The 12,714-nt window shown below is 61.8% G+C and carries 9 protein-coding genes and 1 tRNA gene; 5 read left to right on the top strand and 5 right to left on the bottom strand.

The window, feature by feature from the left end; genetic code table 11:
• The first annotated feature begins 195 nt into the window (after positions 1 to 195).
• Positions 196 to 271: transfer RNA gene (locus ACD578_RS14530), tRNA-Ile, on the top strand.
• Between the two features lie 49 nt (positions 272 to 320).
• Here the strand turns inward: ACD578_RS14530 and ACD578_RS14525 are convergent.
• Complete coding sequence (locus ACD578_RS14525) at positions 321 to 938, bottom strand: MarC family protein (protein WP_404286036.1); 618 nt, start codon at positions 936 to 938, stop codon at positions 321 to 323.
• Between the two features lie 179 nt (positions 939 to 1,117).
• Between ACD578_RS14525 and ACD578_RS14520 the strand changes: the two genes are divergently transcribed.
• The 4 genes from ACD578_RS14520 to ACD578_RS14505 all read left to right on the top strand — a co-directional run bounded on the left by ACD578_RS14520 (position 1,118) and on the right by ACD578_RS14505 (position 8,188).
• Complete coding sequence (locus ACD578_RS14520; RefSeq protein ID WP_404286034.1) at positions 1,118 to 2,182, top strand: patatin-like phospholipase family protein; 1,065 nt, start codon at positions 1,118 to 1,120, stop codon at positions 2,180 to 2,182.
• Positions 2,183 to 2,467: 285 nt separating this feature from the next.
• Entirely contained in the window at positions 2,468 to 3,625 is a 1,158-nt protein-coding gene (locus ACD578_RS14515; RefSeq protein ID WP_404286032.1) for an efflux RND transporter periplasmic adaptor subunit, read from the top strand.
• A gap of 23 nt (positions 3,626 to 3,648) precedes the next feature.
• On the top strand, positions 3,649 to 6,834 hold the full coding sequence (locus tag ACD578_RS14510) for an efflux RND transporter permease subunit (protein ID WP_404286030.1): 3,186 nt from the start codon (positions 3,649 to 3,651) through the stop codon (positions 6,832 to 6,834).
• A 103-nt stretch (positions 6,835 to 6,937) separates the two neighbouring features.
• Entirely contained in the window at positions 6,938 to 8,188 is a 1,251-nt protein-coding gene (locus ACD578_RS14505) for an adenylate/guanylate cyclase domain-containing protein (protein WP_404286028.1), read from the top strand.
• Positions 8,189 to 8,220: 32 nt separating this feature from the next.
• On the opposite strand, the gene ACD578_RS14500 is transcribed toward ACD578_RS14505, so the two are convergent.
• The 4 genes from ACD578_RS14500 to ACD578_RS14485 all read right to left on the bottom strand — a co-directional run bounded on the left by ACD578_RS14500 (position 8,221) and on the right by ACD578_RS14485 (position 12,661).
• Positions 8,221 to 9,246: a S1C family serine protease gene (locus ACD578_RS14500; protein ID WP_404286026.1), complete on the bottom strand. Its 1,026-nt coding sequence runs from the start codon at positions 9,244 to 9,246 to the stop codon at positions 8,221 to 8,223.
• Positions 9,247 to 9,330: 84 nt separating this feature from the next.
• Positions 9,331 to 9,636: a response regulator transcription factor gene (locus ACD578_RS14495; protein WP_404293865.1), complete on the bottom strand. Its 306-nt coding sequence runs from the start codon at positions 9,634 to 9,636 to the stop codon at positions 9,331 to 9,333.
• A gap of 269 nt (positions 9,637 to 9,905) precedes the next feature.
• Positions 9,906 to 10,826 carry a S1C family serine protease gene (locus ACD578_RS14490; RefSeq protein WP_404286024.1) on the bottom strand — a complete coding sequence of 307 codons (921 nt, stop codon included), beginning with the start codon at positions 10,824 to 10,826 and terminating at the stop codon, positions 9,906 to 9,908.
• A gap of 131 nt (positions 10,827 to 10,957) precedes the next feature.
• Positions 10,958 to 12,661, bottom strand: coding sequence for an ABC transporter substrate-binding protein (locus tag ACD578_RS14485; RefSeq protein WP_404293863.1), 1,704 nt, complete (start codon positions 12,659 to 12,661; stop codon positions 10,958 to 10,960).
• Positions 12,662 to 12,714 lie beyond the last annotated feature (53 nt).

Raw genomic sequence — 12,714 nt, 5'->3', positions numbered from 1 at the left:
AGCCGGCCCGAACCGGGCAAGCAAAACCGGCTTGACGGAATTTGAGATGTATTACAGGAACATGAAGGGTCCCGGTTCGTCCAGGACCATGCCTTTTTCTGAGCTCGGTTCTTGGAAAAGGGCAAGGCCGTGCGCCACGACAAGGGGTGACGAAAGGCTTTCCCTCCGTTAGACGTTTCCTTGCCTTCCTCGGAAGGGCCTGTAGCTCAATGGTTAGAGCCGGCCGCTCATAACGGTCTGGTTGCAGGTTCGAGTCCTGCCGGGCCCACCATCTCCTAATTTGCTGATACTTATAGTCAAATTAGCCTGCGTATGATGCGCTAGGGCGCGAGGTTGAACGCCTGCTTGATGCCGAGGACAATGCCGTTCACGGCCACGCTGGCGAGAATGAGCCCCATGACCCGGCTGATGACGCTGGCGCCGGCATCGCCGATGACCTTGATGATCCGGGATGCCAGAAGCATGAGGATCAGCGTGACAAGCAGAACGAGCGCCATCTGAGCCACGGTTTCAGCCTGCTGTGAGATGCTGAACTTGGTGTTGTCCGTGAGCGAGACGACGGCCAGCATGGCGCCGGGGCTTGCTATGGAGGGAATGGCAAGCGGGTAAATCGATCGGTCGACATCGGAGGTTTCGATATCCTTCTCCTCGACCGCGATCTTTGGCTCTCCGAAAATCATCGTCAGCGCAAACAGGAAGAGAACAACGCTGCCGGCGATCTGGAAGGCGTCGAGATCGATGTCCATGGCCTGAAGCAGCGCCTGTCCTGCAACGACGAAAAACAAGAGGACGAAGAAGGCGGCCACCGTTGCCCGTAGAGCTGTTCGTCGGGCGGCAACGGCACTCATGCCGGCTGTGACGGCCAGAAACACCGGAAGCGTTCCAATCGGGTCGATCACAACCCATAAGGTGATCAGGTCGGTGAAATACTGGCTCATCGGCGACAGCCCTTGGCTTTACGGCACAAATAAAGCGCGCTCCGGAGGTAAAGCCAAGCTTAACCTGCGCCATTGGAACGGGATGATCGCGTTCCGTATCGTATTCAAAGTTTAGCGTCGCGACTTGCGTTCCGGAGCTTTCGTCATGGTAATCTGCCAATCGACAACGGGAGCCCAGAATGACCGGTCGAGCCGAAAGCCGTAAAAGCCCTGTGCGCGGGCTGCAGTGTCCCAATGCCGAGAAATCCGTCTCACTGGCACTGCAGGGCGGCGGCGCGCATGGCGCCTTCACCTGGGGTGTGCTCGATTACCTCCTCGAGGACGGCCGGCTGACCATCGAGGCGATCACGGGCGCGAGCGCCGGATCGATGAACGCGGTCGTTCTCTTCGAGGGCTGGCTCGAAGGAGGACGCGACGGTGCGCGCGAGCAATTACGCAAGTTCTGGAAGCGCGTGAGCCTCGACGGTGTGCTCTCGCCGCTCCAGCGTTCGCTGTTCGACCGTCTGTTGAGCTATTGGAGCATGAACGAATCCTCGCATCTCTGGTTCGATGCGTGGTCGCGGGTCGCTAGCCCCTACGACTTGAACCCTCTCGACATCAACCCTCTGCGCGATGCCCTCAACGGCCTGATCAATTTCGAGCGGGTGAGAGCCTGCAAGGATGCAAAGCTGTTCATCGCGGCGACCAATGTCTGGTCCGGGAAGATCCGGATCTTTACCGGTCCTGAACTGACCGTGGACCACGTGCTGGCCTCGGCCTGCCTGCCGATGCTCTTCAGGGCCGTCGAGATCGATGGAGAGCCTTACTGGGATGGTGGTTACACCGGCAATCCGGCGCTCTTTCCGCTTTTCTACGAAACACGATCGGACGATATCCTGTTGGTCCAGATCAACCCGATCGAGCGCCGGTCGACGCCGCGGAGCGTGCAGGAAATCCAGAACCGGCTGACCGAGATCACCTTCAATGCCAATCTGCTGCAGCAGTTCAGGTCGGTCGAGTTCGTGACACGGCTGATCGACGAAGGAAAGCTCTCGACGAAGGATTACAAGCGGGTCTTCATGCACCGGATCCATGGCGGACAGGATCTCGATGAGTTCACCGCTGCGTCTCGCCTCAGCGCTCAATGGAGTTTCTTCAAGGAGCTGAAGGATCTCGGCAGAAATGCTGCCCGTTCATGGCTTGCGGAAAACTATCGCTCCATCGGGCACAAAAGCACCCTTGATCTGCGCGACGCCTATACCTGAACACCTAGCCAACCGGCTAGGTGTTCGCCGATGGACGACATCCCATCATTAGGCAGTAGATGCCGTTTCAATCGAATCTCATAACCAGCTCGATCGGTTCACAAAGTGCAGCCAAGTTCTGCACTTGCTGCGTATCAATGTTGCGTATCTTGCCAGACGCGAACCAATGCGTAGTATTGCATTGCAACAAGAACAAAGCTCTTCCGCGTGCCTCTGCGCACAGGACTATAAGCTGAAATTTGGAAGTATAGTGCTGCGTCGATGATGCCGATCAGGAGGTTACGCATGCGCTTTCCTCGGTCCGTGTTTGTTTCCAGCGTCCTGTTCTCGTGGTTTGCGGCGGCGAGCCTGGCCTCCGCCCAGGGCGGCCCCGCGCCGCCACCGCCGCCGCAGGTGACAGTCGCCAAGCCCCTCGTGAAGGATATCGTCGAGCGGACCGACTTCATCGGACGTTTCGAGGCCATCGATCAGGTGGATATCCGAGCCCGGGTCTCTGGCTATCTCGACAAGGTCCATTTCCAGGACGGCACCTTCGTCAAGGCGGGGGACCTCCTCTTCACCATCGATCCGCGGCCCTATCGCAATGAGCTCGAGCAGGCGCAATCGGCCGTCACATCTTCGCAGGTCCGCCTGGAATTTGCGCAGAGCGATCTTGATCGCGCCGAGCAGTTGCGCCGGAGCGGCAACATCACGGACCAAGTCTACGATCAGCGGCGGCAGGCATTCCTGACCGCCAAGGCCGAGCTGGATCGCGCCCAGGCAGCACTGCGGCAAGCACAGCTCGACGTGGAGTTCACGCAGATCAAATCGCCCCTGTCGGGGCGGATCTCACGCAAGCTCGTCTCCGAAGGCAATCTGGTCAATGCCAACGAGACGATCCTGACGAACGTTCTCTCGCTTGATCCGATCCAGTTCTATTTCGATGTCGACGAGCGTTCCTTCCTGGCATTCTCGCGGCAGACCCACGGCGGAACGAATACTTCGGCCAATGGAGAGACCAACGAAGTCGAACTCACATTGACCGATGAGCGGCTCGGAACGCGCAAAGGTCAACTCGACTTCGTCGACAACCGGCTGGATTCGGCCAGCGGCACAATCCGTGTCCGTGCTGTCTTCGAGAACAAGGATCGCTTCCTGACGCCCGGCCTGTTCGGCCGCGTCACGGTGGGCGCCTCCGACCCCTACAAGGGCATCCTCCTGCCCGACGAGGCCATCGGCAGCGACCAGGACCGGCGAGTCGTCTATGTAGTCGGCGAGAACAACATCGTCAATCTCAAGCCCGTGCGCATCGGCCCGAGGATCGACGGTTACAGGGTCATCCGAGATGGGCTGACCGGCAATGAGACGGTGGTGGTGAACGGCCTCGTCCGGGCTCGACCCGGAGCGCCGATCACGCCGCAGATGACTACGCTTCCCCCGATGCGGGAACGAAACGGCAGCTGATTTCACCCGAGGAGGGCGCTTCCATGCGCTTTGCCCATTTCTTCATCGACCGTCCCATCTTCGCGACGGTCCTGTCGGCGCTCTTCCTGATCATCGGCGGGATCGCCTATACGACCCTGCCGGTCGCCCAGTATCCGGACATCGCGCCGCCCACCGTGGTGGTCAGGGCGAGTTATCCGGGCGCCGATGCGCAGACGGTCGCGGCCACGGTCGCCACGCCGCTGGAGCAGCAGATCAACGGTGTCGAGGACATGCTGTACATGTCCTCCTATTCCACCGGCGACGGCGCCATGGCGCTGACGATCACCTTCAAGCTCGGCACCGATCTCGACAAGGCCCAGGTGCTCGTTCAGAACCGGGTGGCGATTGCAACGCCACGCTTGCCGGAGGAGGTGCGCCGCCTCGGCGTGACGACGCTCAAGAGCTCGCCCGATCTGATGATGGTCGTGCATATGCTCTCCCCGGACGGATCCTACGACCAGCTCTACGTCTCGAACTATGCCCGCAACTACGTGCGCGACATCCTGTTGCGGCTCGATGGCGTGGGCGATCTCATCATCTTCGGCGAGCGGCAATATTCCCTGCGCATCTGGCTCGACCCCGAGAAGCTTGCCTCCTACGGCATGACGTCGAGCGAAGTCGTACGGGCGATCCAGGAACAGAACGTCCAGGTCTCCGGGGGCGCCTTGGGGCAGGAACCGACACCGACGGATGCGGCGTTCCAGCTGACGGTGACGACGCAGGGACGGTTCGAGGATCCGCGTCAGTTCCGACAGATCATCGTCCAGGCCACGCCGCAGGGACGTCTCGTGCGGTTGCAGGATGTGGCTCGCATCGAGCTCGGCGCCCAGGATTACGTGACGAATTCCTATCTCAACGGCAAGCCTGCCGTTGCTCTCGGAATCTTCCAACGGCCCGGCACCAATGCGCTCGCTGCGTCGGAGCAGATCATCCGGACCATGGAGCAGCTCAAAGGCAATTTCCCGCAAGGCGTCGCGTACGAGATCGTCTATAACCCCACGGAATTCATTGCTGAGAGCGTGAACGAAGTCTACAAGACCCTGTTCGAGGCCACGGCGCTCGTCGTGATCGTGGTCTTCGTGTTCCTGCAGAGCTGGCGCACGGCGATCATTCCCATCGTGGCGATCCCCGTCTCGCTGATCGGCACGTTCGCCTTCATGGCGGCTCTCGGTTTCTCGATCAACACGCTGACTCTTTTCGGCATGGTTCTGGCCATCGGTATCGTGGTCGACGATGCCATCGTGGTGGTGGAGAACGTGGAGCGCAACATCGCCCTTGGCATGTCGCCGCGGGATGCCGCGCACACGACCATGGACGAGGTCGGCACCGCACTTGTGGCCATCGCGCTGGTTCTCGTCGCGGTCTTCGTCCCGACGGCTTTCATTCCCGGCATCTCCGGTCAGTTCTACAGGCAATTCGCCCTGACCATTGCCGTTTCGACAGTCATCTCGGCCTTCAACTCCCTGACGCTCTCGCCGGCTCTGGCCGCATTCCTGCTGAAGCCGCACAGCCATGAGCATTCCAGGAATCCGATGTTCCGGTTCGGACGAACATTGGCCAACGGCTTCAATCGGGGCTTCGACGTTACGTCCAACGGCTATGCCAGGGCCGTCGGTACGTTGGCACGGCACAAGCTGATCGTACTGCCGATCTATATCGGGCTTCTGGCCGGCACCGTGTGGATCGCCAATCACGTGCCGCGCGGCTTCATCCCGACGCTGGATCAGGGCTATGCCATCGTCGTGATCCAGCTTCCAGACGGTTCCTCCCTGTCGCGCACCGATGCGGTGGTGCAAAGGGCCTCGAAGATCATCCAGGAAACGCCAGGCGTTCAGAATGCCGTGGCCTTTGCCGGCTTCTCCGGCGCGACCTTCACCAACGCGACCAATGCTGCGGCAATCTTCGCCGCGTTCAAGCCTTTCGATGAGCGCATCGAAGCAGGCGATTCAGGGACCAAGATCATCGGCGATCTCTTCGCCCGCATGCAGCAGATCGAGGAAGCGTTCATCATCGCCATTCCGCCGCCGCCTGTGCGCGGCCTCGGCAATTCGGGCGGCTTCAAGGTCCAGATCCAGAACAGGACCGGTGACGATGTGCGCGGCGTTCTCGCGGTCGCCTATCAATTGATGGGGCAGGCGCGCCAGAACCCGAATCTGGCCGGCGTCTTCACGACATTCTCAGCCAATTCACCGCAGGTCTATCTGGAGATCGACCGTCAGAAGGCGAGCATTCTGAACGTGCCGATCCCGAACATCTTCGAGACGCTCCGCATCAATCTCGGTACGGCCTATGTGAACGACTTCAATGCCTTCGGCCGCGTCTATCAGGTTCGGGCGCAGGCCGACCAGCGCTTCCGGATCGACCAGGAGGATATCAACCGGCTGCGCGTCCGCTCGTCAACGGGGGCCCTCGTTCCCTTGGGCACGCTTGTCGAGATGCGCGAGGTCTCCGGGGCCGATCTGATCCAGCGCTACAACATGTTCACCTCGGTGGCCCTGCAGGGCAACGCGGCTCCAGGCATTTCCTCGGGTGCTGCACTCGATGCCATGGAGGCGCTGGTTCGGCAGAACCTCTCGCCCAGCATGGGCTTCGAGTGGACGGACCTGGCGTTCCAGGAGCGGCAGACCGGCAACACGGCGGTGTTCATCTTCGCCCTGTCGGTGCTCTTCGTGTTCCTCGTGCTCGCGGCCCAGTATGAAAGCTGGTCCCTGCCGATCGCCATCATCCTGATCGTGCCGATGAGTGTGCTCTCCGCGCTGATCGGCGTGATGATCCGCGGGCAGGACAACAACATCCTGACCCAGATCGGCCTTGTGGTCCTGGTCGGACTGGCGGCGAAGAACGCCATTCTCATCGTCGAATTTGCAAGGCAGGCGGAATTTGACGGCAAGACGCCGGGGGAGGCCGTCGTCGAAGCCTGCCGGTTGCGCTTGCGTCCCATCCTGATGACGGCTTTCGCCTTCATCCTCGGCGTGCTGCCGCTCGCGATCGCGACCGGGCCCGGCGCCGAGATGAGACAGGCCCTGGGCACGGCCGTGTTCGCCGGCATGCTCGGCGTGACCGTGTTCGGATTGTTCCTGACGCCGGTCTTTTACGTGGCCGTGCGGCTGGTGGTCCTGCGGATGTTCCGGCGTCCAGACCCAAAACGAGTGGATTCCACGGGAACTCAACCGTCGCCGGCCGAGTAGAAACGGAGGGCAGTCACACCGCTTGGTCGGCGTTCGGCTTTGACCAACCACCCGATGTGCTGTCATGGATGGCCGGCAGAATCGTCATCGTGAAGAGATCCCTATGGACACAGCCCAGGCAGCAGGCATCGCGAAATGGGTCACAGAGGCCGGGCTGACAGGCCTGACGGAGCTTGAGCTCCTGCGTGGTTTCTGTGACCGCCTCGTCGCCGCTGGGCTACCTGTCGCCCGGGTCAATATCGTCATCGACACACTGCACCCCATCCATGAGGGGCGGGTCTTCCGCTGGCGTCGTGACGATCAGGGTGATCACGATCCTGTCGTCGAGTATGGTCGTACCAATGTGGAAGGGCAGGCAGCCGACAACTGGCGCCGGAGCACCTATTATCACCTTCTTCTCAGCGGGGAGGATTTCCTGCGGCGCCGGATCGGTCCCGGTCACCTTGAGGACTTCTCCGTTCTCGGTGATCTACGCAATGAGGGACAGACGGATTATCTGGTCCTGATTCATCGTTTTGAGGCGGCAGGCGCCATCGGTGAAATGGATTCCTTCTATTCGTCCTGGACGACGGACGCGCCTTCCGGCTTCACCGATGAGCAGATTTCGCTCGTGCGCGAGTTGGCCGCGCCTCTGATGCTCGCTCTGAAATGCGCCTCGCTCGCGCGCATCGCCAAGACCCTTGTCGAGACCTATCTCGGCCGCGACGCCGGCCGCCTCGTTCTGAGCGGACGCATCGCCCGGGGCGTGACCGATCGGATTCAGGCTGTCCTGTGGTTCAGCGACCTGCATGGTTTTACCCACATTACGGAGACTGCGGACCCTGAACAGATCATTCCGTTCCTGAACGATTATTCGGAAGCGATCATCTCCTCCATCTATGAGGCCGGCGGCGATGTCCTGAAGCTGATCGGGGATGGAGCGCTCGCGATCTTCAAGGAGGAAGATCCGAGCCGAGCCTGCCGGTCCGCTCTCAAGGCCGAGCGTCTGATGCATTCCCGAATTCGCGCCCTGAACGAAGAGCGGCTGTCGTGCAACCTGCCGGTCACGAGTGCCTATCTCGGCCTGCATATCGGCGAGGTCTTTTATGGAAATATCGGCAGCCAGGATCGCCTCGATTTCACGGTCGTGGGACCGGCCGTGAACGAGGTGAGCCGGATCGGTGCGTTGTGCCGCTCCGTCGAGCGCGACGTTCTCGTGTCGTCCGCCTTCTTCTCGACAGTCGCGAAGGACGATCAGGACTGCCTGGTGTCGGTCGGCCGTTATGCGCTGAGAGGCGTCGCCCGGCCGCAGGAGCTATTCACGCTTGATCCTACATGGTTGGAAAAAGGGGAATTTCGAGCGGACGCGGAGTAGGACAGGCTCCGCTCGAAATTCCTTCTCGCCACTTACTCCGAATGTGCGGTTTTCGCCTTGCGCTCGATGGGCGTGATCGTCACGGTGCGCATCTCGCCCTTCTTGAGAAGCACGAGCTCGACGAAGCGTCCGATCCGCTCTCCGTTCAGCAGGCGCACCAGATCGTCGACACCACCGACCGGCTCACCGTCGAGCGAGAGGATGACATCGCCCTGTTCGAGCTGCGCGTGGTCTGCGGGACTGCCGGGTTCCACGGCGGCGATGACGACGCCGAATTGTCCGGTCAAACCGGCCGCATAGCTCACGCGCCGTGGCAGGGGGACTGTCTGCCCCGCAATGCCGATCGAGGCCCGGCGGACGCGACCGTGGCGGATCAGTTCCGACACGACCAACCTCGCCGTGTTGCTCGCGACGGCAAAGCAGATGCCCTGCGCTCCCATGATGACCGCGGTATTGATGCCGATCACCTCGCCGGATGTTGCCACGAGCGGGCCGCCGGAATTGCCAGGATTAAGGGCCGCATCCGTCTGGATCACGTCGTCGATGAGCCGTCCCGACTTCGCCCGCAGGCTTCGTCCGAGAGCGGAGACCACGCCGGCTGTGACGGTCGATTCAAAGCCAAGGGGATTGCCGATGGCGATTGCGATCTGGCCGCGCTTCAGTCGCTTGGAATCGCCCAGGGTGGCGAAGGGAAGCCTGTCGCCATTGGCGCGCAGCAGGGCAAGGTCCGTATCCGGATCGTCGCCGATCACCCGCGCCTCGATGGTGCGCCCGTCGGAGCCGGTGAGGTTTGCATCCCGTGCGCCCTGCATGACATGGCTGTTGGTGAGCAGGAGCCCATCGGGCGAGATGATGACGCCGGAACCCATGCCTGCCGTTCGGCCCGAAACCTGCGGCTCGATGCGCACCACCGCGGGACCGATACGGTCCACGACGCTGGTCACGGCATGCGAGTAGGAATCGAGCAGGATATCGTCATCGCGCGTATCGGAGACTTGCTGCGATGACGATAATGAGTTGTCCGTGTTGAGGAGAAAGGCTGGAGTGCGATCGAGCATGTAGCCCCCAAAGGATAACGCTATTTCACATCATGTGGTGACGGTAAGGGCGGGAACCAAGGGCCTGCGCCGCGGTGTCGTTCATCACAGCATGATGAGGCCAAGACGGATCGCCTGCGCGACCGCATCCGTTCTCCCTGTCGCGTCGAGTTTCGCCGCAATGGAGGCGACGTGAAATTTCGCGGTGTGGAATGAAATCCCGAGCCTGCGCGCGATGAGCTTGTTCGAGGCGCCTTCCGCCAGCAGCCGCAGAACTTCGAGTTCGCGCGCGGTGAGCAGATCGTCTCGTGGCGGATCGGATGGATCGTGCGAAGCCGGATCCCGGATGATCCCGGCAGCGCCTCGCGGCATGATGACGAAGCCCCTGTTGACGGCCTCCAGCGCCAGCAGAAGATCCGAGACGGCGACATCGCGGGGGAGAATCCCGCTCCCTCCCGCCTTCAGCGCCTCGGGCCCGCTCAGGCTGTCGCCCAAGAGGATCGTCGGGACCTTCTCAGAAAAGGGCAGGTGATCCGTGATCACCACGTCGGGGTTGCCTGAGTGCAGGGCACCGATGCCGTCCTCCTCGGCCAGGATCGTGGCGATGCGGTCGAGCAGGCTCGCATCGTCGATTTGAAGAGCCACCTTCCGCAAGGCTTCACCCTATCGGCGCCCACTCGTTACTGAGGCTTCGGGCGCTCCTTGATCTCAACCGCAAGAGTCATATGCGCACCCGCCCTCACAATTCCTAGATCGACGGATTGGCCCACGCTCTCGGGTCCGAGAAGCGTATAGACACGGCGGACAGAGGGCAGGGCGTCCGCGTTCCACCGGATGAGGATATCGCCTTGGCGAATGCCCGCCGTTTGTCCCGGACCTTCCTCGTCCACGCTGATTACGATCAGGCCCCGCGATTCCGCAAGTCCTGCCGCATCGGCTGAGGCCTTGTCGATGCGGACCGGCTGGAGCCCGAGGCCCAGATAGCCGCGGGCGACACGACCCTTGTCGAGAAGCTGCGGTGCCACCCGCTCGATGGTTTCCGATGGAATGACGAGAACGCGACCCCGGGGGCCGAGCACCGTCATTCCGATAATCCGCCCGCTCGTGTCGAGGGCAACGCCGCCTTCCGACTGGAAATCGAGCCTGTGATCGAGATGGATTCTGCGGTCGATATGGCCGCCGCGCAGGCTCCTCCAGGGTCCGCCTGCAAGGGCGACGATGCCCAGCGCTGCACTCAGGCCCTCCGGTTGCCTCCCTGCGGCAAGGATGAGATGCCCCGCGCGAACTCCGTCTGTCGGATAGAACGCGATCTCCTCCAGCGACTGCTCCTCGATGCGGAGAAGAGCGATATCCGTGCTCGGGTCACGACCGATGAGGCTTGCTGTGACTTGGCTCCCATCGGGACGTGTGACCGTCACGTCCTCGTCAGCCTCCAGTGCTTCCTCCGCCGTCACGACGAGGCCAGGGCGCCAGAGGAACCCGCTTGACGTTCCGCGCCTACGGCCGTGGATCGTCACCAGCCGTGGCGCAACGCCATCGAGCAGATCGGCGGCAAGGTCCGAGATCGCATTGAGGGAAAAGCCGGCTGATGGATCTGGCATGACAAACCTCTTCGGTCATCGTCCAGGCGATCCTGCCGGCAAACGGCTTTCTTCGATACTGACCGGGCGGCTAGGTGCTGCGCGGCCGCACGTGAAAAAGCCCCGCCCTTATGGGGCGGGGCCGGTCTCGGTCAGCTGCGCTTCGGCGGAGAAGCGGGCCAGCTCTTGATGAGCGTGTCGTAATCCACCGTCTCGCCCTTCGGCTTCTCGTTCGCGAGTTTGCGCTGGGGCGCGATGGTGCCGGCGGCTTCCGCTTTCTTGAACCATTCGTCGGCGGAGGTCTTCGGGTTCAACTTCGGGCCACATTCGCCCTGCACATTGGCGCGCTCAAGACGTCCGAGCACGTCGTCCTGTGCATTGGCGAGCGACGTCATGGCTTCTTGCGGCGTCTTGGCGCCGGAGGCCGCATCGCCGATGTTCTGCCACCAGAGCTGCGCGAGCTTCGGATAATCCGGCACGTTGTTGCCGGTCGGCGTCCATTGCACGCGGGCAGGCGAGCGGTAGAACTCGACAAGGCCGCCGAGCTTCGGTGCGCGATCCGTCATCGACTGATGCCAGATGTCGCTTTCGCGGATGAAGGTGAGGCCCACATGGCTCTTCTTCAGCGAGACCGTCTTGGAGGTCACGAACTGCGCATAGAGCCAGGCCGCCTTGCGGCGGTCGACAGGCGTGGATTTCAGCAGCGTCCACGAGCCTGCATCCTGGTAGCCGAGCTTCATGCCGTCCTTCCAGTATGAGCCGTGCGGCGAGGGCGCCATGCGCCATTTCGGCGTGCCGTCCTGGTTCACCACGGGGAGACCGGGCTTCACCATGTCGGCGGTGAAAGCCGTGTACCAGAAGATCTGCTGGGCGATGTTGCCCTGCGCCGGCACCGGCCCCGACTCGGAGAAGTTCATGCCATTCGCTTGCGGCGGGGCATACTTCTTCATCCAGTCGAGATACTTGGTGATGGCGTAGACGGCGGCTGGGCCGTTGGTGTCGCCGCCGCGCTCGACGGACGAGCCGACCGGGCGGCACCCCTCCATGCGGATACCCCACTCATCGACAGGCAGACCGTTCGGGATGCCCTTGTCGCCGTTGCCGGCCATGGAGAGCCAGGCGTCGGTGAAGCGCCAGCCGAGCGACGGATCCTTCCGGCCGTAATCCATGTGGCCGAAAACCTTGACGCCATCGACCTCCTTTACGTCGTTGGTGAAGAATTCGGCGATGTCCTCATAGGCCGACCAGTTCACCGGAACGCCGAGGTCGTAGCCGTATTTGGCCTTGAACTTCTCCTTCAAGTCCGGACGCTGGAACCAGTCGTAGCGGAACCAGTACACATTGGCGAACTGCTGATCCGGCAGCTGGTACATCTTGCCGTCCGGCGCCGTCGTGAAAGATTTGCCGATGAAGTCGTTGATGTCGAGGGTCGGCGAGGTCACGTCCTTGCCTTCGCCCGCCATCCAGTCGTCGAGTGCGATAGCCTGCTTGTAGCGGAAGTGGGTGCCGATGAGATCGGAATCGTTGACCCAGGCATCGTAGATGTTGCGACCGGACTGCATCTGGGTCTGGATTTTCTCCACCACGTCGCCTTCCTGAATCAGGTCGTGGGTGAGCTTGATGCCGGTGATCTCCGAGAAGGCCTTGGCCAACGTCCGCGCCTCGTATTCATGGGTCGTGATGGTCTCGGAGACCACGTTGATCTCCTGGCCCGCGAAAGGCTTGGCCGCGTTTACGAACCATTCCATCTCCTTTAGCTGGTCGTCCTTGGAGAGGGTGGAAGGCTGGAATTCGCTGTCGATCCAGCGACGGGCTTCTTCCATGCCCGCGAGAGCAGCGCTGGAGCCAAGCGCCATGGCGAGGACGCTTGTCGAGATGAACAGTTTCAAGTGCCGGTGAGATTGGGTGA

The organism is Microvirga sp. RSM25, assembly GCF_044784385.1.
GTDB lineage: Bacteria > Pseudomonadota > Alphaproteobacteria > Rhizobiales > Beijerinckiaceae > Microvirga > Microvirga tunisiensis.
Note: the sequence above shows the minus strand (reverse complement) of the source record. Positions and strands in the feature narration are given on the sequence as shown.